Source organism: Micromonospora sp. NPDC049089 (assembly GCF_040648775.1).
Lineage (GTDB): Bacteria > Actinomycetota > Actinomycetes > Mycobacteriales > Micromonosporaceae > Micromonospora.
The window spans coordinates 41,859-65,060 of sequence record NZ_JBEZEH010000006.1 but is presented as its reverse complement, the minus strand read 5'-3'; the positions used below and the strand labels follow the sequence as shown (position 1 = coordinate 65,060).

General features: G+C 70.5%; 22 protein-coding genes and 1 tRNA gene. 8 read left to right on the top strand and 15 right to left on the bottom strand.

Annotated elements, in window-relative coordinates; translation table 11 throughout:
* Positions 1-2 precede the first annotated feature (2 nt).
* Genes pknB through AB0B48_RS02545 form a run of 7 tightly spaced genes read right to left on the bottom strand, consistent with a single transcriptional unit; the run spans position 3 to position 9,006 of the window.
* A complete protein-coding gene (gene pknB, locus AB0B48_RS02575) occupies positions 3-1,820 on the bottom strand; it encodes a Stk1 family PASTA domain-containing Ser/Thr kinase (protein ID WP_357194807.1) in 1,818 nt (605 codons plus the stop codon).
* Positions 1,817-3,226 (bottom strand): protein kinase, encoded by a 1,410-nt coding sequence (locus tag AB0B48_RS02570; protein WP_357194804.1) that lies wholly within the window; start codon positions 3,224-3,226, stop codon positions 1,817-1,819. Before AB0B48_RS02570 ends, pknB begins: the two co-directional genes overlap by 4 nt.
* 1 nt (position 3,227) lies before the next feature.
* On the bottom strand, positions 3,228-4,733 hold the full coding sequence (locus AB0B48_RS02565; protein ID WP_357194801.1) for a penicillin-binding protein 2: 1,506 nt from the start codon (positions 4,731-4,733) through the stop codon (positions 3,228-3,230).
* Positions 4,730-6,223 (bottom strand): FtsW/RodA/SpoVE family cell cycle protein, encoded by a 1,494-nt coding sequence (locus AB0B48_RS02560; RefSeq protein ID WP_355495355.1) that lies wholly within the window; start codon positions 6,221-6,223, stop codon positions 4,730-4,732. The genes AB0B48_RS02565 and AB0B48_RS02560 overlap by 4 nt, the downstream gene beginning before the upstream one ends.
* A gap of 30 nt (positions 6,224-6,253) precedes the next feature.
* The gene (locus AB0B48_RS02555) at positions 6,254-7,729 is read right to left on the bottom strand and encodes a protein phosphatase 2C domain-containing protein (RefSeq protein WP_357194798.1); all 1,476 of its coding nucleotides are present in this window, start codon (positions 7,727-7,729) and stop codon (positions 6,254-6,256) included.
* Positions 7,726-8,211 carry an FHA domain-containing protein gene (locus tag AB0B48_RS02550; RefSeq protein WP_355004608.1) on the bottom strand — a complete coding sequence of 162 codons (486 nt, stop codon included), beginning with the start codon at positions 8,209-8,211 and terminating at the stop codon, positions 7,726-7,728. The genes AB0B48_RS02555 and AB0B48_RS02550 overlap by 4 nt, the downstream gene beginning before the upstream one ends.
* 6 nt (positions 8,212-8,217) lie before the next feature.
* Entirely contained in the window at positions 8,218-9,006 is a 789-nt protein-coding gene (locus AB0B48_RS02545; RefSeq protein WP_007454122.1) for a DUF3662 and FHA domain-containing protein, read from the bottom strand.
* A 206-nt stretch (positions 9,007-9,212) separates the two neighbouring features.
* Here AB0B48_RS02545 and AB0B48_RS02540 point away from each other — a divergent pair.
* The 3 genes from AB0B48_RS02540 (at position 9,213) to AB0B48_RS02530 (ending at position 11,281) form a co-directional block, all read left to right on the top strand.
* Positions 9,213-9,298: transfer RNA gene (locus AB0B48_RS02540), tRNA-Leu, on the top strand.
* 64 nt (positions 9,299-9,362) lie between these two features.
* Positions 9,363-10,478: an NAD-dependent epimerase/dehydratase family protein gene (locus AB0B48_RS02535; protein WP_238687678.1), complete on the top strand. Its 1,116-nt coding sequence runs from the start codon at positions 9,363-9,365 to the stop codon at positions 10,476-10,478.
* Positions 10,475-11,281 carry a WecB/TagA/CpsF family glycosyltransferase gene (locus AB0B48_RS02530; RefSeq protein WP_355004607.1) on the top strand — a complete coding sequence of 269 codons (807 nt, stop codon included), beginning with the start codon at positions 10,475-10,477 and terminating at the stop codon, positions 11,279-11,281. Before AB0B48_RS02535 ends, AB0B48_RS02530 begins: the two co-directional genes overlap by 4 nt.
* A 66-nt stretch (positions 11,282-11,347) precedes the next feature.
* Here the strand turns inward: AB0B48_RS02530 and AB0B48_RS02525 are convergent, their stop codons facing one another.
* A complete protein-coding gene (locus AB0B48_RS02525) occupies positions 11,348-12,907 on the bottom strand; it encodes a S8 family serine peptidase (RefSeq protein ID WP_357194793.1) in 1,560 nt (519 codons plus the stop codon).
* 216 nt (positions 12,908-13,123) lie between these two features.
* On the opposite strand from AB0B48_RS02525, the gene AB0B48_RS02520 reads away from it, so the two are divergent.
* Complete coding sequence (locus AB0B48_RS02520) at positions 13,124-13,723, top strand: hypothetical protein (RefSeq protein WP_357194790.1); 600 nt, start codon at positions 13,124-13,126, stop codon at positions 13,721-13,723.
* Here the strand turns inward: AB0B48_RS02520 and AB0B48_RS02515 are convergent.
* The 3 genes from AB0B48_RS02515 to AB0B48_RS02505 form a co-directional block, all read right to left on the bottom strand.
* Positions 13,691-14,089, bottom strand: coding sequence for a hypothetical protein (locus AB0B48_RS02515; RefSeq protein ID WP_357194787.1), 399 nt, complete (start codon positions 14,087-14,089; stop codon positions 13,691-13,693). The genes AB0B48_RS02520 and AB0B48_RS02515 overlap by 33 nt on opposite strands.
* Before the next feature lie 213 nt (positions 14,090-14,302).
* Complete coding sequence (locus AB0B48_RS02510) at positions 14,303-14,524, bottom strand: DUF397 domain-containing protein (RefSeq protein ID WP_091396369.1); 222 nt, start codon at positions 14,522-14,524, stop codon at positions 14,303-14,305.
* Positions 14,494-15,375, bottom strand: a complete 882-nt coding sequence (locus AB0B48_RS02505; RefSeq protein ID WP_091396372.1) for a helix-turn-helix transcriptional regulator — start codon at positions 15,373-15,375, stop codon at positions 14,494-14,496. The genes AB0B48_RS02510 and AB0B48_RS02505 overlap by 31 nt, the downstream gene beginning before the upstream one ends.
* A gap of 626 nt (positions 15,376-16,001) precedes the next feature.
* Between AB0B48_RS02505 and AB0B48_RS02500 the strand changes: the two genes are divergently transcribed.
* On the top strand, positions 16,002-16,286 hold the full coding sequence (locus AB0B48_RS02500; RefSeq protein ID WP_355004603.1) for a hypothetical protein: 285 nt from the start codon (positions 16,002-16,004) through the stop codon (positions 16,284-16,286).
* A 103-nt stretch (positions 16,287-16,389) separates the two neighbouring features.
* Positions 16,390-16,851: a hypothetical protein gene (locus AB0B48_RS02495; RefSeq protein ID WP_357194783.1), complete on the top strand. Its 462-nt coding sequence runs from the start codon at positions 16,390-16,392 to the stop codon at positions 16,849-16,851.
* Between the two features lie 7 nt (positions 16,852-16,858).
* Here the strand turns inward: AB0B48_RS02495 and AB0B48_RS02490 are convergent, their stop codons facing one another.
* On the bottom strand, positions 16,859-17,674 hold the full coding sequence (locus tag AB0B48_RS02490) for a PASTA domain-containing protein (protein ID WP_357194780.1): 816 nt from the start codon (positions 17,672-17,674) through the stop codon (positions 16,859-16,861).
* Between the two features lie 153 nt (positions 17,675-17,827).
* Entirely contained in the window at positions 17,828-18,508 is a 681-nt protein-coding gene (locus tag AB0B48_RS02485; protein WP_357194777.1) for a PASTA domain-containing protein, read from the bottom strand.
* A 123-nt stretch (positions 18,509-18,631) separates the two neighbouring features.
* On the opposite strand from AB0B48_RS02485, the gene AB0B48_RS02480 reads away from it, so the two are divergent.
* The gene (locus AB0B48_RS02480; RefSeq protein WP_357194774.1) at positions 18,632-20,062 is read left to right on the top strand and encodes a hypothetical protein; all 1,431 of its coding nucleotides are present in this window, start codon (positions 18,632-18,634) and stop codon (positions 20,060-20,062) included.
* 126 nt (positions 20,063-20,188) lie between these two features.
* On the opposite strand, the gene AB0B48_RS02475 is transcribed toward AB0B48_RS02480, so the two are convergent.
* Both AB0B48_RS02475 and AB0B48_RS02470 read right to left on the bottom strand, forming a co-directional pair.
* The gene (locus AB0B48_RS02475) at positions 20,189-21,667 is read right to left on the bottom strand and encodes a glutamate--cysteine ligase (protein WP_357194771.1); all 1,479 of its coding nucleotides are present in this window, start codon (positions 21,665-21,667) and stop codon (positions 20,189-20,191) included.
* 313 nt (positions 21,668-21,980) lie between these two features.
* Positions 21,981-22,562 carry a YceI family protein gene (locus AB0B48_RS02470; RefSeq protein ID WP_357194768.1) on the bottom strand — a complete coding sequence of 194 codons (582 nt, stop codon included), beginning with the start codon at positions 22,560-22,562 and terminating at the stop codon, positions 21,981-21,983.
* A 99-nt stretch (positions 22,563-22,661) separates the two neighbouring features.
* Between AB0B48_RS02470 and AB0B48_RS02465 the strand changes: the two genes are divergently transcribed.
* Positions 22,662-23,180 (top strand): MarR family transcriptional regulator, encoded by a 519-nt coding sequence (locus tag AB0B48_RS02465; protein ID WP_355004596.1) that lies wholly within the window; start codon positions 22,662-22,664, stop codon positions 23,178-23,180.
* Positions 23,181-23,202 lie beyond the last annotated feature (22 nt).

The following is a 23,202-nucleotide window of genomic DNA, read 5'->3' as shown; positions in this document are numbered from 1 at the left end:
GCCTAGTCCTGGGGCCGGCCCGGTGGGGGTGGGATCGGCAGACCGATGCCGCCCCCGCCGCCGGGAGTGGTCGGCGTGCCCGTCGGTGTGGTCGTCGGTGTGGTCGTCGGCGTCGGGTCGGTCTCCGGCTCGGGTTGACTCACCTTGATGGTCACCTTCGTGCCGGTGGGCTTCTTGTCGTTGCCGTTCGGGCTCTGGTCGGTGACCTTCCCCGCCTGGTCGGCGGGCACCTCCGGCCCGTCCTGTACGGCGACAATGAAGCCGGCGTTCTTGAGGACGCGGGTGGCCTCCTCCTGGCCCAACCCGACGACATCCGGCACCTCGCGGACGTTGCCCTTCGAGACCGTGAGCTTCACCTTCGTGCCCTCGGGAACGCTCTCACCTTCAGGCGGGTCTACGCTGAGAACCTCGTCCTGGCTCGCCTCGGCGTTCACCGGCACGAGCTCGTACTTCAGCTTCGCCTCGGTGAGCCGGGCGATGGCGCTCTCCTGCTTGCTGCCCTTGAGCCCGGCGGGAACGCGCACCTCGGGCTTACCGCCACAGATCTGGATGGTGACCGTGCCGTTCTGCCTCACCTGGGTGGTCGGCAGCGGGTTCTGCTGAACGACAGTGCCCTCGGTGCAGTCACTTGCCCGCACCGGGTCACCCACCTGTGGGGACAGACCGGCCTTCTGGATCTCGGCGATCGCCACGTCCCGGGCCTTGCCGGTGAGGGTGGGCACCGACTTCAGCTCGTTGCCCTTCTGCTGGTCCCAGAGCAGGGCGGCGACCAGGGCGATCACGGCCAGCACGCCGACCGCGCTGAACAACGCGATCAGGAACGAGGACGCCTTGCGCTGACGAGGATCGCCCACCCGGGCCGGGATCTGCCCGGTCTGCGGCCCACGGCCGGGAGCCGGATAGCCGCCCCCACCGCCGGCCGGGGCCATCGCCACCGTCTCCGCCTCGCGCAGCACCGGGGTGGCCAGCACGGGCCGGCCGGCGGCGGCGCGGAGCAGGTCGGCCCGCATCTCGCCAGCGCTCTGGTAGCGGTTGAGCGGGTTCTTCGACAGCGCCTTGAGCACGATCGCGTCGACCGCCGGGGTGACGTCCGGGTTGATGTCGCTCGGCGTCGGCGGCGTCTCCCGTACGTGCTGGTAGGCGACGCTGACCGGGCTGTCCCCGACGAAGGGCGGGTGCCCGCAGACCAACTCGAACAGCACACACCCGGCCGCGTACACGTCGGAGCGGGCGTCGACGGCCTCGCCGCGCGCCTGCTCCGGGGAGAGGTACTGCGCCGTACCGATGACTGCGCTGGTCTGGGTCATGGTGGTCGCACCGCTGGCCAACGCCCGGGCGATGCCGAAGTCCATCACCTTGACCTGGCCGGTCTGGGTGAGCATCACGTTGCCGGGCTTGATGTCCCGGTGGATGATCCCGTGCCGGTGGCTGAACTCCAGGGCGGCGCACATGTCGGCGCAGATCTCCAGCGCACGGCGCGGTTGCAGTCGCCCCTCGGCGCCGAGGACCTCCTTCAAGGTCCGCCCGTTGACGAACTCCATGACGATGAACGGCAGCGTCTCACCGGTCGGCGCGGTCTCCTCGCCGGTGTCGTAGACCGCCACGATGGCCGGGTGGTTGAGCGAGGCGGCGTTCTGCGCCTCCCGACGGAACCGCATCTGGAACGTCGCGTCCCGGGCGAGGTCGGTGCGGAGCATCTTGATCGCGACGTCCCGACCGAGCCGGAGATCGCGACCACGGTGCACCTCGGCCATGCCGCCATAGCCGAGCAGCTCGCCGACCTGGTACCTGCCACCGAGCAGGCGGGCCTGCGCTGTCATCGCGTCTGTCGTCCTTCGCTCGTCGTCGTCCCGCCGTCGCCCGGCTGGAGTCGTACCTCTCGACGGTACGACGTCCGGGTCGGATCGTCGCGCCCGTCGAGTCGTAGCGCGCCGGACGTCACGGTGCGCGGCGCAAGCTCGGCGGATACGCCGGCCTGCGACTGCTTCCGCAGGTTGTAGGAAATCACGCCAGAGCAGAGCAGGACCAGCACGGCCAGCAGGATGGCGAGAAGCACCATTCCAGGCCGGGACCGCTGGGGCTGGGGTGACGGCGTCGCCGGGCCGGCCTGCCGGACGTACGCCGGCGGGTGTTCCTGCCGGGGCGGCCCGGACGGCACCGATGCCGCACCGCGTGGGTAGCCGTTAGGGGCCCCCTGCGGGCGGACGGGCTGGACGGCCGGCGCGACGGCGGTGGGGCGTGGCTGTTGGGCGGGTGCGACAGCGGTCGGCCTCGCTCCGGCCACCGGCGGGCGGGCGGCCGGCGGACGCATCTGGTGCGCCTGCGGCACCTGAGCCCGGCCCGGCGCGGCCGGCGAGGCGGGCGCCGCGGACACCGGCCCGGAGTTCGCGCCGGCCCGAGCCTGCTGGGAGAGCGCGGCCTTGAGCTGGCGGGCGACCCCGGCGAGTGCCGCGGCGCTCGGCCAGCGGGCGGCAGGATCCTTCGCCAGCGCCCGTTCGACCAGAGCGCGCACCTGCGGAGGGATGTCGGCCGGCAGTGGCCGGGGGGTCTCCCGGACGTGCCGCATCGCGATGTCGAGGGGGTTGTCGCCCTCGAACGGCCGCCGACCGGCCAGGCACTGGTAGGCGACAACGCCTAGGGCGTAGACGTCGGATGCCGGGGTGGCCACGCCGCCGGTGGCCTGCTCCGGTGAGATGTACGAGGCGGTGCCGAGCACCGAACCGGCGGCGGTGAGCTGGCCGACCATGTCGGAGCGGGCGATGCCGAAGTCGGTCAGCACCAGTGTGCCGTTCGGCCGGACCAACAGGTTGCCCGGCTTCACGTCGCGGTGCACGATGCCCTTTTCGTGGGCGGCGTGCAGCGCGTCGGCGGCCTGCGCGACGAGGGCCATCGTCCGCGCCGGGGTGAGCCGGCCGACCCGGCTCAACGTGGACGACAGGGCGTCACCCTCGACGTACTCCATGACCAGGAAGGCGATCTGCTGGTCGTTGCCGAAGTCGTAGACGTCCACCACGCCGGGATGGTTGATGGTGGCCATGGTCCGGGCCTCGCCACGGAACCGCTCGCCGAAGTCCGGGTCGTCGAGCAGGGCGGGGAGCAGGCTCTTCACCGCGACCGTCCGGCCGAGCACCTGGTCGGTGCCGCGCCAGACGTCGCCCATGCCGCCGCTGGCGATCCGCTCGTCGAGACGGTAGCGGTTGCCGAGCTGCACGCCGGGGCTGAGCATGTCAGCGACCCCCTGGGTCGGCGATGGCGGCCTTCATGATCTGGCCGGCGATCCGCGCCGCCTCGGCGCTGCCACCGGGGCCGGCCTGCTCCAGCATCACGCAGACAGCGGAGACCGGGTTGCCGTTCTTGTCCAGGGCGAAGCCGATGAACCAGCCGTGGTCCGGCCGGTCCGGGGCGGACTGGGCGGTGCCGGTCTTGCCACCGACCGTGTAGCCGTTGATCGCGGCCTTCTTGCCGGTGCCGTTCTGGACCACGCTGACCATCATCTCGCGCAGGTCGGCGGCGACCTGCGGCTCGACGGGCTGGCGCAGCTCCCGCGCCTTCGCGCTGTAGTAGCTGGTGGTCCGGTCCGGCGCGAGCAGCTGCCGCACCAGGTACGGCCGCATCTGGCTGCCGTTGTTCGCGATCGCGCCAGCGATCATGGCACCTTCGAGCGGGGTCATCCGGACGTTGTTCTGGCCGATCGAGGACTGGGCCAGCGCGGCCGGATCCGTGCTGCCGTCCGGGTTCTGGATGTCGCCGGTCCGACTGGCCGCCGTGGGCAGGCCGCCCTCACCGAGATGACCGACGGTGAGGTCCTCCTGCTCGAAGCCGAACTGCCGGGCCTTCTCCTTGATGGTGTCGGCTCCGAGTCGCACGCCGAGCTGCGCGAAGCCGGTGTTGCACGACTCGGTGACCGCCTCCAGCAGGGTGACCTTCGGCTCCGGGCAGATCGAGGCGGCGGCGTTTTTGATCGGGGTGCCCGAGGTGGGCGGGGTCCAGCTGGAACCGGCCGGGATCTGGGTGGATTTGGTGATGCCGTTCTCGAGCGCCGCCGCGGCAACCACGATCTTGAAGGTGGAGCCCGGCGGCAGTGTCTCGTCGAGCGCGCGATTCTTCAGCGGTTCGGCCGGGTCCTGCTCCAGCTTCTTGTACGCCACCGTCGCCTCGTTGGTGTCGTGGCTGGCCAGCGGGTTCGGGTCGAAGCTCGGCATGGAGACCAGCGCCTGGACGGCACCGGTACGCGGGTCGATGGCGATCGCCGCGCCCCGCTTCGCACCCACCTCGTTGTTGCGCAGCTGGTCGTACGCCACGTCCTGGGCCCGCTTGGAGAGCGAGAGCAGCACGTTGCCGCCGCCGGTGTCGTCGCCGGTGAACATGTCCTTCAACCGGTCGCCGATCAGCTGGTCGCTGGTGCCGGCCAGGAAGTCGTTCTCGGCTCGCTCGATGCCCTGGTCGGCCAGGTTGACCGGCTTGTAACCGAGCACGTGGGCGTACTTGGCGCCGCTGGGATACATGCGCCGGAACTTCAGGTTGCCGGTGGTCTCCTTGCTGGTCGCCAGGGCCGTGCCGCCAGCCTCGATATTGCCGCGCTTGCGGTCGTACTCGGCGACCTGGACCCGACCGTTGTAGTCGCTGGTCCGGTATTCGTCCGCCTTGTAGGCCTGGATCCAGTTGAGGTTGGCGAAGAGCAGACCGAACAGGACCATGACGACGACGCCAACGCGGCGCAGGGGTGCGTTCACGGCTTGATCACCTCCGTGGGAGCACCGTGCAGCTGCTCGGGCGGGCCACCGCTGGGACGAGCCGCCTTGCCGCCGCCCCCTCCGGTCACCGGTCGGCGGGCTCCGTCGGAGACCCGCAGCAGCACCGCGATGAGCAGCCAGTTGGCCATCAACGACGACCCTCCGGCGGACAGGAACGGGGTCGTCTGACCGGTCAGCGGGATGAGCTTGCTGATCCCGCCGACGATCACGAAGACCTGGAGGCCGAGGGTGAACGCGAGACCGCCGGCGAGCAGCTTGCCGAACGAGTCGCGTACCGCCAGCGCGGCGCGCAGCCCGCGCTCCACGATGAGCAGGTAGACGACCAGCAGCGCGGACAGGCCGAAGAGGCCGATCTCCTCACCGATGCCGGCGAAGATGAAGTCGTTCTGCACCTCGGGCAGGATCTCCGGCTGACCGCCGCCCGGCCCGGCACCGAAGAGCCCGCCCGTGCCCAGGGCCAGCAGGCCCTGCACGAGTTGGTAGCCCTTGTTGGTCGGGTCGGCGAACGGGTCGAGCCAGATCTCCGCCCGCACGTAGAAGTTGGCGAACGGCCCGCCGACCGTCGAGCCGAGGACGTAGGCGAGGTACGCGCCGCCGAAGAAGAGGACCAGGCCGATCAGCAGCCAGCTGACCCGTTCGGTGGCGATGTAGAGCGTCACCACGAACATGCCGAAGTAGAGCAGCGAGGTGCCCAGGTCCTTCTCGAAGACCAGCACCAGGACGCTGATCAGCCAGACGCCGACCACCGGCCCGAGATCGCGGCCACGCGGGAAGTCGATGCCGAGGAAGCGCCGACTGGCCAGCGAGAGCACCTCACGCTTGCGCACCAGGTAGTAGGCGAAGAAGACCAGCAGCGCCAGCTTGGCGAACTCACCCGGCTGGATGGAGAAGCTGCCGACCCGGACCCACAGCTTCGCGCCGTTGATCTCGGAGATGCTCGACGGCAGCACCGCCGGGATCATCACCAGCACGATACCGGCCAACCCCAGGGTGTACGCGTACCGCGAGATCGACCTGTGGTCGCGCATGATCGCGAGCAGGCCGGCGGCGAGGATCACCGCACCGAGCGTCCAGGCCAGCTGACGCCCGCCCTGCCCCGCGAAGACGGCCAGGCTCTCCCGCTCGGCCACGGGGGCGTCGCCCAGGTCGATCCGGCGCAGGAAGCCCACCCCGAGCCCGTTGAGCAGGGCCACCGCCGGCAGCAGCGCCGGGTCGGCGAACGGGGCCAGGAACCGGATGACCAGGTGCAGGCCGAGGAAGACCGCGCCGAGCGCGGCTGCCGGCATCCAGAAGTCCGGGGTGACCGTGTCCAGCAGGTTCGCCTCGACGGTCGCCCCGTACGCGGCCACCAGCACCATCGCGAGCAACAGCAGGTACAGCTCGGCGTTGCGGCGCGACCGCGCCAGGCGTACGCCGGATTGCTCGCCCGCGGTGGCGGGCGAGGGTGCCGGTGTGGCCGCTACGGTCACGGGTGGAGTCCTCAGGATCTCAGCCGACGCTCACTCAGGAGACCGGCAGCCGGCCGGGTCGAGCGCCGGCGGGGCCGAGTCGGAGGGCGTGACGTCGGGTGTGGTGGTCGCGCCGGCAGCACCGAGAGCGGTGGTGGCACCGACGGTCGGGCTTGCGCTGACGACCCCGTTGGGGGTCGGCGACGCGTTGGCGCTCGGGCTGCCGTTCGGGGTCGGCGTCGAACCGAGTGGGCTCGGCGTCGGCGTCGGCGTGGTGACCCCGACGGCGGTCGGGTCGAGCGGGCAGAGCGGCTTCAGGTTGGGGTTGCTCGGCGTGTCGCTGGTCAGCTCGGCGAGCTGACGCTCGGCGTCCGGCTCACTCTTCGCCCGGATGCCGACCTTGACGGTGTCCTGGGCGGCGACGGTGAGGTCGTCCAGGCGGGTGCCGCTGCGGCGGTGCACGCTGGACAGGTCCATCCCGGCGATCTGACCCTGGACACCGCGGAAGACGGCAACCTGGCCCTCTTCGGTGGCTCCCACGTAGTACTGCCGCTGGGTGTACGTCCAACCGCCGAACGACGCACCGCCGACGATCACCAGCAGGGCCAGCGCCATGGCGGCGGTCCGGACCGGGCGTCGCTTCGGCCGATCGGCGTCATCGTCGGAGGCCGCCGGCTCCTCGGGCGCGGCCGGACGCGGCGCGGAGAGCGCCGACGCTCGGGCGGCCGGAGTCGAGTCGTCGGCGGAGGTCGCCATGCCCCGGTCCCGGGCGGCGGCGCCGCCCACGATCGGGGTCGCCTCGACGATGTCCTGGTCGGTGGCGTCGGCGATGATCACCGTGATGTTGTCCGGCCCACCGCCGCGCAGCGCGAGCTGCACCAGCCGCTCGACGCACTGCTGCGGGTCGGTGTACTCCCGCAGGGTCTCGCCGATGGTTTCGGCGCTGACCACACCCGAGAGGCCGTCGCTGCAGATCAGGTACCGGTCGCCGGGCATGACCTGGCGGACCGAGTATTCCGGGTCGATGTCCCGACCGTCGAGGGCACGGGTGAGCAGCGACCGCTGCGGGTGGCTGCTCGCCTCCTCGGCGCTGATGCGGCCTTCGTCGACCAGCATCTGGACGTAGGTGTCGTCCTTGGTGATCTGCGCGAACTCGCCATTGCGCAGCAGGTAGGCCCGCGAGTCGCCAATGTGGACCATCCCCAGCTTGCTGCCGGTGAAGAGGGTCGCCGTCAGCGTGGTGCCCATCCCCTCCAACTGCGGGTTGGCGTCCACTGTGTCGCGGAGTTGTTGGTTGGCGGTGCCCACTGCCGAACGCAACGCGTCGACGAGAGCGTCCCCTGGGACGTCCTCGTCGAGCGGCGCCATGGCACCGATGACGATGTTGCTGGCGACGTCACCGGCGGCCATACCGCCCATGCCGTCGGCAACGGCGAGTAACCGCGGCCCGGCGTAGACGGAGTCTTGATTGCCGTCTCGGATCAGACCGCGGTCGCTGTGGGCCGCATAGCGCAGGGTCAGAGTCATGGCCGTAATTCGAGGGAAGTGCGGCCGATCCGGATCGGCACGCCGAGGGGGACGGGGGTTGGTCCGGAGACCTTAGCGCGATCGAGGTACGTGCCGTTAGTCGAGCCGAGGTCCTCGACGTACCACTGCCCCTCACGCGGCATGAGCCGGGCGTGTCGCGCGGAGGCGTAGTCGTCGGTGATGACCAGGGTGGAGTCCTCAGCCCGACCGATGGTGATCTGCGCTTCCCCGAGAGTGATTTTGGTGCCGGCCAGCTGACCGGCCGTCACTACCAGTTGGTGCGCCGCTCTGCCCCGTTTCACCTTCGCTGGCTTGGCCCCCTGCCCCGTCGAGGCGCCCACCGCGCGTGGCGCGGCCACCAGACGACCGGACCGGGCGCCCGCGAAGAGGTCCCTACGGATCACCCCGACCACCGTGAACACGAAGATCCACAGCAGGATCAGGAACCCGAACCGGGCAACGGTGATGACCAGTTCCGGCAAGGCGGGTCAGCCGTCCACGCGGAAGGTCAGCGTCGTCGTCCCGAGCTGGACCATGTCACCGGGGTTGAGCGCGACGGCGGAGACCCGCTGCCCGTTCACCATGGTGCCGTTGGTCGAACCCAGGTCGGTCAGCACGACCTGGCCCCCGTCGAAATCCAGCCGGGCGTGTCGCCGGGAGATGCCGACATCGGGCAGACGCAGGTTGGCCTGGTCGCCGCGACCGATCACCGTCGACCCCATCTGAAGGGGGTAGGTGCGACCGTCGCCGGAGACCAGCCGCACGTTGCGACCGCCACCGTGCCCGGGCGGCGGGCCGTAGCCACCGCCCTGGTCGTACGCGGGGTAGGCGGGCGGGCCGGCGTCGTAGCCGGGCGCCGACACCGGGGCGACCTCGCCGCCGGTGTAGACCTCGGCCGTGACACGGAACATGCCCGTGTCCAGGCCCTCGCCTCGCTCGATCTCGACGATCACATCGCCGTAGACCGTCCACGCCTGCTCGCCGATGAACTCCGCCTGCGACTGGGCCAACTCCTGGGCCAGCGCGGCGGCGTACGGCGCCAGCCGACTGTGGTCGAACGGCGAGAGATCGATCACGTAGCGGTTGGGCACCAACGTGCGCCCACCGGCCAGGATCGCCTTGTGCGCCTCGGCCTCCCGCTGCATGGCGTTGAGGATCTCCACGGGGTGGACCACCCCTTTGAAGACCTTGGCGAAGGCCCCTTCTACCAGGCCTTCCAGACGCTTCTCGAAGCGTTGCAGCACGCTCACCGGCTCCTCCTCGGGTCCCGAGGACATGATGGTATCCGGCCGGCGCGCGCGCAGCTCACACGCCGCTCGGCCGGCTGCTCTCGACCCGTTCGGAAGGGCCGGGATTGTCGTGCTAATCTTTCGTCCGCCACGAACGGTCATCGTTCGTGGCGAGCGTCAGGGACAGCGTAGTATTCCCGAGGCCCGTTGGAGACAGCGGGGCCGGGCGGCTAGAGTGTTCCGGGTTGTGCCACGGGGATGTGGCGGAATGGCAGACGCGCACGGTTCAGGTCCGTGTGCCCGAAAGGGCGTGGGGGTTCAACTCCCCCCATCCCCACCACCGACGAGGGCTCCGCTTTATGCGGGGCCCTTCCGTCATATCGGGGCGTGCTGGACGTCACGCTATGCTCCGATGGATTCTGCCTCCGATGGACCAGGAGTGGCGTGTGAGTGTCGCGTTGGTGACAGGGTCGGGTGGTCTGATCGGCTCCGAAGCGGTCCGGCATTTCGCCGGCCTCGGTCTGGACGTCGTCGGCATCGACAACGACATGCGCCGGTACTTCTTCGGCGAGGACGGCTCCACCTCGTGGAGCCTGGAACGGCTCGGCCGTGACCTGGGTAACGCGTACACCCACTTCGCGGTGGACATCCGGGACCGGGACGGCCTGGAGCAGGTGTTCAAGAAGTACGGCTCGGACATCGCAGTGGTGATCCACAGCGCTGCCCAGCCGAGCCATGACTGGGCAGCCAAGGAGCCGTACACGGACTTCGACGTGAACGCCGGCGGCACGCTCAACATCCTGGAGAACACCCGCCGGCACGCGATCGACGCGCCGTTCATCCACTGCTCGACGAACAAGGTGTACGGCGACCGGCCCAACAGCCTGCCGCTCATCGAGTTGGAGACCCGGTACGAGCTGCCCGAGGACCACCGCTGGTACCAGGGCATCACCGAAGAGATGTCGATCGACCACTCGCTGCACTCGGTCTTCGGCGCCTCCAAGGTCGCCGCGGACGTGATGGTCCAGGAGTACGGGCGCTACTTCGACATGAAGACCGCCTGTTTCCGGGGCGGCACGCTGACCGGCCCGGCGCACTCCGCCGCCGAGCTGCACGGGTTCCTGGCCTATCTGATGCGCTGCGTCATGGAGGGCCGGACGTACAACCTCTTCGGCTACAAGGGCAAGATGGTCCGGGACGCGATCCACTCGCACGACGTGCTGACCGCGTTCGAGGCGTTCTTCCGGGCCCCGCGATCCGCGGAGGTCTACAACCTCGGTGGCGGCCGCCACTCCAACACCTCGCACATCGAGGCGTTCCGGATCGCGGAGGAGATCACCGGCCGCGAGGCGCAGATCAACTACGTCGAGCAGAACCGCACCGGTGACCACCAGTGGTACGTGAGCAGCATGGCCCGGTTCGAGGCGCAGTATCCGGACTGGAAGATCACCTACGACGTGCCGATGATCCTGCGGGAGATCTACGAGGCCAACGTGGACAAGTGGGTGGCCCAGCCGTGAGCGCCCGGACGAAGCGCAACGTGCTCGGCGTCCTGGTCGACGCCACCGACTACGCCACGGCGACCGACGCGGTGGTGACCGCGGCACACGAACGGCGTCCCCTCGCGCTGACCGCGTTGGCAGTGCACGGTGTGATGACCGGGGTGCTCGACCCGGCGCACAACGCGCGGCTCAACTCCTTCGACGTGGTGACGCCGGACGGGCAGCCCGTGCGGTGGGCGCTCAACCTGCTGCACCACGCGGGGCTCAGCGACCGGGTGTACGGGCCGACCCTGACCCTGCACGTGCTGTCGCGCTTCGCCGACGAGGGGCTACCGGTCTACCTGTACGGCTCGACCGAGGAGACCCTCGCCCGGTTGATCCCGGCCCTGGAGCAGATGTTCCCGGCGCTGAAGATCGCCGGGGTGGAGCCGTCCAAGTTCCGTGCCGTCCAACCCGGTGAGGACGCCGAGATCGCCGACCGGATCCGGTCCAGTGGCGCCCGGTTGGTGCTGGTCGGGCTCGGCTGCCCGCGCCAGGAGGTCTTCACGTACGCCATGCGGCCGCTGCTCGACATGCCGCTGATGGCGGTCGGCGCGGCCTTCGACTACCACGCCGGGCTGCTGCGCCAGCCCCCGCCGTGGATGCAGCGCGTCGGCCTTGAGTGGTTCTGGCGCCTCGGTCTGGAGCCGAAGCGGCTCTGGCGCCGCTACGTCATCCTCAACCCGGCCTACCTGAGCCGGCTCGCCGCGCAGAAGACCGGCCTGTGGAAGGCCCGCCCGCCGGCGCCGGCCACCGAGCGGCCGGCCACCTTCTCGGTCTGAGCCCGATCCGTACGACGCAAGGCCCCACCCGGCGTGCCGGGTGGGGCCTTGGTCGTCAGAACCCGATCAGACGGTCAGGGTCCAGGTGTTGATGTAGCCGGTGTCGGCCGAGTAGGTGTCCCGCACCTGGAGTCGCCAGATGCCGTCGGCGGCCTCACCGGACACGTTGACCGTGTACGTGGCGTTCACGTTGTCGGCGCTGTCCGAGGTGCTGCTGTTCTTCAGCCGGTACGAGCTGCCGTCCGGGGCGAGCAGGTCGATGACCAGGTCACCGCGGTAGGTGTGCACGATGTTCACCGCCACGGTGGAGGCCGAGGAGGCGTTGCGACCGCAGCCGGAGATGGTGATCGAGCTGGTCACCGCCGAGCCGGCGTCCGGGATCGACACGTCGGTGCCGTTGGTGCCGGTGCAGCCGGTGGGCGGCGGCGGGGTGGTGCCGCCCGTGCCGACGTAGAGCAGCAGGTTCGGCGAGCCCGAGCCGGGGTTGCCCACCACGTTGGGCGTGGCGTTGGCCACCAGTTGGTTGCGGACCTGAGCCGGGGTCCAGCTCGGGTTGGCGCTGGCCACCAGGGCCGCAGCTCCGACCACGTGCGGGGTGGCCATCGAGGTGCCGCTGATCGTGTTGGTGGCGGTGTTGCTGGTGTACCAGGCCGAGGTGATCGACGAGCCGGGCGCGAAGATGTCCAGGCAGGTGCCGATGTTGGAGAACGATGAGCGGGCGTCCGTGCTGGTCGTCGAGCCCACAGTGATGGCTTCCGTGGTGCGCGCCGGTGAGGTGTTGCAGGCGTTCGCGCCGCTGTCGTTGCCGGCCGCCAGGCCGTACGTGACGCCCGAGGCGATCGAGTTGCGGACGGCGTTGTCCAGCGAGGTGTTCGCGCCGCCGCCGAGGCTCATGTTCGCCACCGCCGGCTTGATCGCGTTCGCGGTGACCCAGTCGACGCCACCGATCACACCGGCGTTGGTGCCACTGCCGGAGCAGTTCAGCACCCGTACGCCGACGAGCTGGACGCCCTTGGCCACCCCGTACGCGGACCCGCCGACGGTGCCGGCCACGTGCGTGCCGTGCCCGTTGCAGTCGTCGGCCGACCCGCCGTCCACCGCGTCGTAGCCGGAGGTGGCCCGGCCGCCGAAGTCGTTGTGCGAGAACTTGATGCCGGTGTCGATGATGTAGGCGTGCACGTTGCTCGCCGTGTTCGGGTAGGTGTAGGAGCTGTCCAACGGCAGGTTGCGCTGGTCGATCCGGTCGAGGCCCCAGGAGGGCGGGTTGGCCTGCGTGCCGGAGATCGAGACGGTGTGGTTCTGCTCGACGTACGCCACGGCCGGGTCGGCCGCGATCCGGGCCGCCGCGCTGGCGCTCACCTTGGCCTCGAAGCCGCGCAACGCCGCGCCGTAGGTACGGGCCACCGTGCCGCCGTGGCGGCCGGAGAGCCGCTTCGCCGTGTCGCCGACCCGGTCCCGGGCGACGGCGCTGTCCTTGAGTACGACGATGTAGCTGTCCGGCACGGCGGTGGCTCCGCCGGCGGCCCGAACCACACCCACGGGTTCGGCGGCCAGGGCTGGGGTACCGACGGCCAGCACGGTCGCCGCGGCCACCCCGATCAGTACGGACCTTCGTGGAAGACCCATTTCCTACCTCCCTCTGACCGGCGGTGGAACGTGACCACCGGTCCCAACATCAATCGACACTTGCCGATCTAGCTGAGGGTAAGTCAGCCGTCGGGCAGTTGAACATGTCGAAACGGCCATACCTTCGAGTGATGACCCCCTACGGGCCCGGCGTCCGGGGCGAACGGGGGGCACGCCCGGATTCGCTCCGCCCGGATTCGGGAAAGACTCTCGAACATGGAGAGTCAGCTCAGCATCCTGCTCCCGGTCGCCGCCGTCTGGCTGGCCGCCGGCGTCGTTGCCGACGGCCTTCCCCGGCTGCGCAACACCCGCATGCTGCGTCGGCGTACCGGATGGTTGCTGGTGCTGGCCCTCACCGGCCTGGCGCTCACCGCCGCAGTGCTCGGCGGCGGGCTGTTCAGCGCCGGCACCGCTCCGATCGACCGGGCCGCCGCCGGCCTCACACTGGCCGCCGGCCCGGCGCTCGTGGCGACGGTCTGCTCGGTACGACGGATCCGCCGGCTGTGGGCCGGCGCGGGCGCGTTCGCCAGTGCCCCCGCCACCCCCGCGCCGCACGGGCTGCGCGCCGCCGCGGCCCACCCGCTCGTCGGGCTGCCGCTACAGGTCACCGCCCTGGCCACGGCGCCGGCGTTGATCGCCGCCGCTGGCGCCGACCTCGGGGCCGACCCCGGCGTCACCGGGCCGGCCATCACCGTGGGCGCGCTTGCGGTGATCGCCATCGGGGTCCGGCACGCGCTACGCCACAACCGCCTCGCGGAGCGGGCCCAGCCCGCCGTCGCAGGGTCAACGCGGGCGGCTGGCGCTCTGCACGTATAGCAGTTCCAGGATCGACCTGGTCGCCTCGAACCAGCGATCCAGCCAGTCCTGCGAGGGCACTGTGCCCTTCGGCGGCAACTCCATCAGCAGCCCACGCAGCAACGGGTGGTCCGCCAGGGACTCGGGCGGCTCGATCGGCCAGCCCGCCGGCGGGAACGACGGCTCGATCAGCGGGTTCGGGTCCAGTGAGGGCAGCGACAGCGGAGGATCCGTCGTCTCGGAAGCACCCTCCCGCCCGCTCAACTCCTGGTCGGTCGAGACCACCTCGGTCAGAACCGTGTCTCGACGAGCGCCGCGGTACTTGCCACCGAACCGCTCCGGCTTGGCCGGACCGGTGGTGAGGTTGTCTGAACCGATCGTCGTCATCCGTCTCGCCTACTCGCTCGGTTGCGGGTCGGTGCGGCGGGTCGTCGACCAGCGCCGTACCGACCGGTTCAACGAGACGGGGACGCTCTGGCGACGGGAATCCCGACGGAACCTGGCCGACTCCTGCCGCGACGCGGCAGTCAGTCGCGCCTACCGCGGACACGGCGGAGTCCCCGTCCGGCGAACCAGACGGGGACTCCACTGACCAGTCGGTCAGACCGCGCCGAACACACCACCCCTGGTGCCGGCAACGAAGGAGTGCCAGTCACCCGGTGCGAAGACCAGGGCGGGGCCCGCCTTGTCCTTCGAGTCCCGCACTCCGACCGCCCCCGTCACGTACGCCACCTCCACGCAGTTGTCACAGTTCGGCCCGCTCTTCGAGCTCTTGAACCATGCTGCCTGCGTCAGGTCCACGGGGAACCCTTTGGTCGCCATTTCCACAACGGCTCCTCTGCCAGTTTTGCGATGTGTGCGACGGACTCCTCCGGACGTATGGCCGCAGCGCGGATGTGATCGAAGATGAAGCTGTACTTCTGTAGTTCGTCGCTCTTCTCGAGGAAAAGCCCACCCGTGGCGTTCTCCGCGTACACAACATCCGGATCACCGGGCTCAGGGAAGCTGAGGATCGTGAACGTGCCGTCCATGCCGGCATGCGCACCCACCTCGAAGGGCAGGATCTGCAGCGTCACGTTCGGCAACTCGGCCACCTCGACCAACCGTTTGAGTTGACCGCGCATCACCTCGTCCCCGCCCACCGGCCGACTTACCACCGCCTCATCGAGCACCACCCACAGATCGACCGGATCGTCCTGGGTCAATAACGACTGACGGCCCAAACGGACACGCACTCTTTGATGCACCTGATCGGCGGTGAAGTCCGGCCGAGCGGCACGGATCATGGCTCCGGCGTACTCCTCGGTCTCCAGAAGGCCCGGAACGACCTGCTGTTCGTACGCCCGGATCGAACTGGCCGCCGCCTCCAGCCCGACGTACGCGCCGACGAGCACGGTGCTGTAGGGGTGCCACCAGCCCTTCTGGCGGGCCTCCCGGGCGATCTGCACGAGCTCGTCGCTCTCGGCGCCGACGACGCCGTAGATCCGCAGCATGTCCCGTACGTCGCGGGGGGTGGCCGTGGTGTGCCCGGTCTCGATCCGGGAGACCTTGGACGCCGAGCATTCCAACTGTTCGGCGACCACCTCGATGGTGATTCCGGCGGACTCCCGCTGGCGACGCAGCTCGGCCCCGAGCCGCCGCCGTCTGATGGTGGGACTGCGCCGCTCACTCATCGCGCAACCCCGTGAGTCACTGGTCTCCGCCGCTGGCTGCTCGACCCCACTCGGGCTACCTCCGGTAACGCGCCACTGGGTGACACCCGCCGGGGGCGCGACCGTCGACCGGCGAGCGTTCGCGACGAAGGGGGTGGTGCCGGTCCTCGGCCGGCCGCGACGGGCGAAACCGATCCCCAGTCTGCCGCCCGGACGCGGATGGCTTCAATAGGCCTTTCGCGCGACACGCTCACGTATCGGCAAAAGTCGACGTGCAACTTGCATGAAGCACGTCCCTGATGCACTCTGTCCGTATGGCACGGATCACTCAGCGTCTCCGTTCGGTCCCTCGGAGTGGTGACCCCACCGCTTCGGGGAAGCTGGGCACGACGCGGGCCCGGCCGACGACAACGCGACCTGCTCCGGGGTAAGGACCCCGCCGCTGCAAGCCGGCAAGCTGCGGCGGCGGGCGCGTTCCCGGAAGCAACCGGGTGGTGGTCGGGTGACGGCACGTCACCAGCGGGGTACGGCCCGACCACTGCCATCCGCACCACCGGTTCACGAGGCACGACCCCGTCACCGGCCGAGACGTCCCCCGTTCAGGCACCGCCGGCGCAATCGCCGGCCGATCCTCCCCAGGAGCCCATGTGCTTCCCCGCACCGGTGACGTACTGCATGTGACACGCGCGGCGAGTGTCCAGTTCCTCAGGCCGATCAAGTTCCGGGTGATCCGGGTCCTCGACTGGCCGACCTATGACGGCTGGCTGTGGCTCGACGGCTACGAGTTGAACACCGCGGGTGACGCTGTCACCCGACGGTCGATCTTCGTTCAGCGGGAAGGGTTGCAGCAACTGCAGGCCGCCCCCGAACCCCGTCCGCACACCGTGCGGGCCCGCCGCCCGGTCGCGCGTACCCCGCTCCGGGTGGGCTGACCGACCCGAACCGCCGCCGGTGGGCGTGCCGTCGCCATAGAATCGGTACGCCCACCCCGGCACGTTCCACCCGCTCGTCCAGGACCCTGACCCTGGGATGGTCATGGTCAATCAGCCCGCCCTGCGGCGGCACCACCGCTCTCTTATCGCCTATGCCTTCGGACTCCTCGCCCTCCTCGGGGCGATGGCGACACTCCTGGTCCTCGCCCGCGACCCGGCGATGTCGTCCACCCGGCTGACCGCACCGGTGCCCGCACCGGAGATCACCGTGCTCGACTCCGACCCGCCGACGGGCGACGGTCAGTCGGTCTACGACAAACCCGGCTGGACCGACACCGACACCGACACCCCGGCCGAGCAGGCTGGTGGTACCGACCGGACCGGACCGGTGTCCGGGCTGGGTGCCGGCGGCCAGTCCGACGGCCGTCAGGAACTCACCGAGGCCGCTCCGGCTGGGCACAGCGCCACGGACATCCGCCATTCCCTCTTCTGGTCCGGCATCTTCGGCCTCGCCATCTCGCTGGCCGGCATCGGCCTCGTCGGCACCCGCCGCCGGATGTGGTGACCAGCGGTCACGACGTGCTCGTCACAGTGGGGCTCGGTGTGGTCGGGCTCGCCCCGGTCGAGGGCTGAGCCTGGGAGATGATCAACAACACCTCGTCGTCGGTGGACACCGACGTGCCGGCGTCCGGCTCGGTGCCCACCACGGTCCCGGGTGGCAACTCCGACGGGCGGTACACCACCCGGTAGGTCAGACCGAGCCGAGCCAACAGCCCTTCGGCGGTGGCCTGCGGCAGGCCGGCGAGCGGTGGCACCGGCAGCTCGTCCGGCGCTTCCGTGGTCGGCGAGCTGCTCGGCGACTCACTGGTGGGTGCCGCCGACGTGGGGGCTGCGCTGGTCGGCAGGGCGCTGGGGGCACTGGTCGGCGGAGGCGACGGGGTGGGCCCGCGATCGTCCCGGTCGTCGTCCTGCTGGGCGAGCACCACCCAGAGCGCGCCCCCGAGCAGGCCGGCGAGCAGCAGCGCCAGTACGCCCCAGAGGATCGGCGACCACCACCGCCGACCACCCTGCTCCTCGACGTACCACTCACCGCCGGCGTCATCTGGTCGGGGCGAGCGCACCTCGGCCCGGCCGGACCAGGCCGGCGGTATCGGCGCCGTCCGGTCGGCCGGCGGGCCCGGCCGGGTGCCGGCAGACCGGTCGATCGGCATTGTCTGGTCGGGCGAAGGATCGGGACGAGCCGGGACGGTCCGGTCGATCGGTGCCGTCTCGTCCGGTCCGTCGGCGGCGGGCCCGGTCGGGGCCGGCCGATCAGCGGCGGAGGGCAGGGGTCGGGTCCGGTCGTCGTCGTGCTCGTCGGCGGGAGGCTCCTGGCGGTCGTCGCTCATCGCACGTCCTTTCCCGAACCCGGACGGGCGTCATGGCCCTCGACCGCCAACCTAGTCGCCCACACCGCCATCGGTGGGGATCAGCGTGCCGAGCCGCGCCGGCTGTCGGCGAGACAGGACGCCGGTACGAGGCGCGAACCCGCCGGCCTGGAATCAGGGAGTGGGTTTCGGGGTCGGCTGGCCGTCGGAGCCACACCAGATGCTGACCTGGTCGTTCCACCGGGCCGGGCCGTCCTCGGCGGGCTCCTGCCGGCTGACCTTTCCAGTACGTCCGCTGAGGTAGCGCGGGTAGAGGCCCTCGTCGACCAACTCGTCGGCGGCGTCGGCGCAACTCTCGCCGACAACGTCCGGCACCTCGGCGGCCGGCGCCGGCCCGGCAACCTGTAGTTGCACAGTCGTCCCCCGGGCGACCTCGGTGCCCACGTCCGGTGTGGTGCTCTCGACCGTACGGCCGACGCCGCCACCGAAGACCAGCCGCCAACCGAGCCGCTGCTTGCGCAGCGCCTCCCGGGCCTGCTCGAAGTCGGTGCCGATCACCGGCGGCACGGTCAGGCCGGCTGCCTTGGTCGGGGCGGCGGAGGTCTGGACCGCCGACGGTGTCGGTCGGCCGCTGCTCGGCCGGGGTGCGGTGGGCCGGGTGGTCGACGCGCCAGCCGTGGTCGCAACGGCCAGCGGGTCACCAGAGGATGCGTCGTCCTCACCGGCCAGCAACCAGCCGCCGGTCGCACCCACGGCGGCGAGCAGCACCGCTGCCAACCCACCGCCGAGCACAACGCTGGCACGGCCCGCACCGCCACCGGCGGCATTCTGCTGGCCCGTGTTCGTGTCCGTCATAACGCCCACCGCCTCATCACCGGCGACCGTACCGCCCGCCGCCCAACCCGCCCGCACCGGCGGTCCACACCGGCGGGTCTCTGCGACTCGCCGCGCCGACGACGGGACGTTACGCTGCCCGGCATGGCCAGACAGGGCTGGGGAGTGTCGATCGCGGCGGCGATCGGGGTCGCTGCCGGCGCGGGTGCCGCACAACTGGGCTTCGGCTACGGGCTCGGCGTCATCACCTGGACGCCCACCGATGCCGGTGCGACAGACACAGCCTGGGCGGACGGCCTCGCCTGGGCCACCTGGCTCGCCGCCAGTTCGACGGTCCTCGGCGCGGTCTGCGCGCAGCGGCTTCACCAACGCAACGCCCCGGCGAAGACAGTGATCTCTCCGGAAACCTCGCCAGACGGTGCTGCCCCTCAGGAGGGCCTGCGGCTCGACGAACGGCGGCCGGAGCACGACAGCCCGGTCGACGGGCCTTCACCGGTCGTCGACACCGCCCGCCCGGAGGTGGCGGGCACGCCACCAGCGGCGGCCGACACGCCGGTCGACGACCGGGGCGGCCTGCTGCGCCGGGTGGCAGTGGCGCTTGGCGCCGGGCTGGGCGGGCTGGTCACCGTCCTGTTGATTGCGGTACCCGCGCGGGTCGCGACCGGCGCGGACACCGGCGCCCCGCAACGCACGGCCGCCGTACAGGCGACGCTGGGCATCCTGATCGGCGTACTCGTCGCGATCTGGGCGCTTCGCTCCCGAGCCGCCGCGGTCAACGTGACAGCGACGGCCGCCTGGCTCTGGCTGCTCGCGGTGATCTCCGTCATCGACGGGGTACGCGTCGGACGGGGGCTGACCGGCGCGCAGCTCGGTACCTGGCAGTTCGACCCGGACCACGCCCGGTACTGGATCGGGGGCCAGATCTACTGGCCCGGTGCGCTGCTGGCACTGGTGCCCGCGCTGCTGATCGGCGTACTGGCCGCTCGGCGGTCCGCCCGCTCGGGCGGACACCGCGTGGGTGCGGCGGCCTCCGGCGCGGCGGGCCCGGTGCTCGTCGCGCTCGCCTACCTGACCACCCTGCCGCACTGGTCGACGCTGGGCCCCGCGCAGCTGTCCACCCAGCTGATCGCCCCGTACGCGGTGATCGCCGGTATCGGCGGCTCGGTGCTGGCCGCCCGCCTCGGCGAGCACAGCGAACGGAACCGCCCGGCCGAACAGAGCCGCCCGGCCCGGCCGGGTGCTGTGCCTCGGGACACGGTGACCGACCCGGCCCCGGTGACAGGGACCGAGCCCGAGCCGCCGGTCTCCGGCGCGACGGGCGAACCCACTGCGTCAACTGCCGGAGCCTCGGCCTCGACGGTTGGCACCACGGGGCGCCGCAGGAAGGTCAGCGTGCCGTCGCAGATGCCCAGGACGGGCTCGCTGCCGGGCGAAGCCACCGCCGCACCGCAGGTGCCCGCTCCGCGTACGGACCCCGACCGCTCGGATCCGACCCCTCCCACCGAAGCCACGACGAAGGACGCGGCCCCGAGCAGCCGCCGCACCCGCGCAGCCCGCCGCCCCACCACCGACTAACCCCGCCCGGCCGCCCCACCCGGCCTCACCCTGTTGATCATGAAGTTATTGCCACCTCGCTCGGCGTGTCATGGCAACAACTTCATGATCAACGCGCTTCGAGGGGGGGTGGGGGGGTGCAGGGGGTTAGGTGGTTGGCCAGGTGTGGACGGGTTCGTTGGTGCGCTGGAGTTCGGCGTAGCGCTGGACCATGTGGTGCAGCGCGGCAGGCCGGTCCATGCCGTGGCGCCGCTCCGCCGCCCAGACCGCCTCGGTCTGCCAGACGGCGCCGTTGCGGCCGGTACGGCAGCGCTGCTCGATGATGTCGAGCAGCCGGTCCCGCTGCGCCGGGGCGACGCCGAACCCGTCCAGGCCGGTGGCGGCGGTGGGCAGTAGCTGGTCCAGGACCAGCTTGGTGACTGGCACGTCGCCGAGCGCGGGCCAGTGCAGCACGGCGTCGAGGCCACGTCGGGCGGCGGCGTGGAAGTTCTCCTCGGCGGAGCTGAAGGTGAGTTGGCTCCAGATCGGGCGGTCGGCCTCGGCCAGGCCGCGTACCAGCCCGAAGTAGAAGGCCGCGTTGGCCAACATGTCCACCACGGTCGGGCCGGCCGGCAGCACCCGGTTCTCCACCCGCAGATGGGGTCGGCCGTTCATGATGTCGTAGACGGGACGGTTCCACCGGTAGACCGTGCCGTTGTGCAACCGCAACTCCCCGAGCTGTGGCACACCGCCGGCGTGCAGGACCTCCACCGGGTCCTCGTCCTCGCAGATCGGCAGCAGCGGCGGGAAGTACCGGACGTTCTCCTCGAACAGGTCGAAGATCGAGGTGATCCATCGTTCGCCGAACCACACCCGCGGCCGTACGCCCTGGGCCTTCAGCTCGTCGGGACGGGTGTCGGTGGCCTGCTGGAACAGGGCGATCCGCGTTTCGGCCCACAGTTGGCGGCCGTACAGGAAGGGGCTGTTCGCACCGACCGCCACCTGCACACCCGCGATGGCCTGGGACGCGTTCCAGTAGTCGGCGAAGCTGTCCGGGGCGACCTGGAGGTGGAACTGGAGGCTCGTGCAGGCGGCCTCGGGGGCGATCGAGTCGGTGTGCGTGCGCAACTGCTCGACGCCGCGGATGTCCAGCTCGATGTCCTCGCCCCGGGCGCCGACGATCTGGTCGTTGAGCACCCGGTAACGCTCGTTGGTGGAGAGGTTGTCCTCGACCAGGTGCCCCTCGGTGAGGGTGGGCAGGATGCCGACCAGGACGATGTTCGCGTCGGATCTGGCGGCACGCTCGTCGGCCCGGGAGAGGCTGCCGCGCAGGTCGTGCTCGTAGTCGGCGAAGCCGTTGCCCTCGATGAGTCGGGGTTCGGCGTTCAGTTCCAGGTTGAACTGCCCTAACTCGGTCTGGAAGAGGGGGTCCGCGATGTCGGCGAGGATCTCCTCGTTGCGCATCGCCGGCTCGGCGGCCGAGTCGACCAGGTTGAGCTCGATCTCCAGACCCGTCATCGGCCGGTCGGCGTCGAAGCCGAAGTCGTCCAGCATCAGGGCGAAGACGTCCAGGCACCGCCGCACCTTCTGCCGATATCGGACGCGATCATCCCGGGTGAAGGCGCCCTCTGAGACGTCCCTGCCCATGTGTCCTCCCGACGGCCGGCGCGGTCGGGATCATCCCGTCCCGGAAGCGCTTTGTGAAGCATCCACGGTAAGAGCGCCCACCTGACCGGGGCCAGAGGCCGACGGCGGTGATCCGACGTCGACCGGGGCGGACGCGCTCGTGGCGCCATCTGTACCCCGTCGTCGACCGAGTGGACCGGAAAGCGGTGAGAACAACCCGTGACAATTACCACCGCCAGTGGGAACGACGCAGGGCCCGCGCCGACGTGCGGCGCGGGCCCTGCGTACCGGATCGCCGGGAGGATTCCCCTGGCCCTCCGGCGATCCCCGGGGATCAGGCCTGGCGTACGGCCTCGCCCTCGATCTCAATCTTGATCTTGCGGCTGACCAGCACGCCCCCGGTCTCCAGGGCGACGTTCCAGGTCAGGCCGAACTCCTCGCGGTCGATCTCGGTGCTCGCGGAGAAGCCGAAGATGTCCTGGCCGAACGGGCTGCGGCCGACACCCTCGAACTCCACCTCCAGCTCGACGGGACGGGTGACGTCCTTGATGGTCAGCTCACCGGTGAGCACGAACTCACTGCCGCTGCGGGACTTGACCCCGGTGCTGCGGAACTCGAGCGTCGGGAACTTCTCGGCGTCCAGGAACTCGGGGCTGCGCAGGTGCGCGTCCCGGTCGGCCTGGGTCGTGTCGACGCTGGCGGCCTGAATGGTGGCGACGACCGACGACTGCAGCGGGTCCTCGGCGACGGTGATGGTGGCGGTCGCGTCGTTGAACTCACCGCGAACCTTGCTCACCATCATGTGCCGGGCAACGAAGCCGACCCGCTTGTGCGCCACGTCGAGCGCGTAGGTGCCGGCCGTCGGGATGGTGAGGCCGTCCCAGTCGCGGGTAACCGTCTCGATGCTGCTGGTCATGCTGCTGTCCTCCAGGGGATTGTTTAATAGCCCAACGACTGCCTGAGCAACTATAACCGCAACAATATTCCCCGTGTCAAGCACTGATATGATGAACGGGTGACCAACGTCTTCGACGATCCCCGGATCACCGCCGTCGGCCTGCTCTTCGAGGCACACGCCGGGCTGTCCGCCCGGTTCAACGCTCAACTCGAGGAGCACGGCCTCTCCGCGGTCGAGTTCGAGGTCATCACGCGACTGGCCCGCTCGCCGGGCAACCAACTACGCATGACCGACCTTGCCGCACAGACCTCCCTGTCGACAAGCGGAGTGACCCGGGTCGTGGACCGGATGGAGCGCGACGGGTTGCTGACCCGCCGGGCCTGCCCGAACGACCGCCGCAGCTCGTACGCGGTGGTCACCGCCTCCGGGATGCAACGCCTCAACGAGACGCTGCCCGGGCACCTGCAAATGATCGAGCAGTGGTTCACCGGGCAACTCGACCCAGAGGCGCTGGTGGCGCTCCTCGACGGGTTGCGCCGCGTCCGCGACGCCGCTCATCCGTGCGCAACCGCCGGCAGTGACGACGTCAGCCCGGAGCAGGCCACAGCCACCGACGAAGCCACCCGACGGCACTGATCACCACTCGCCGTCGGGCGGC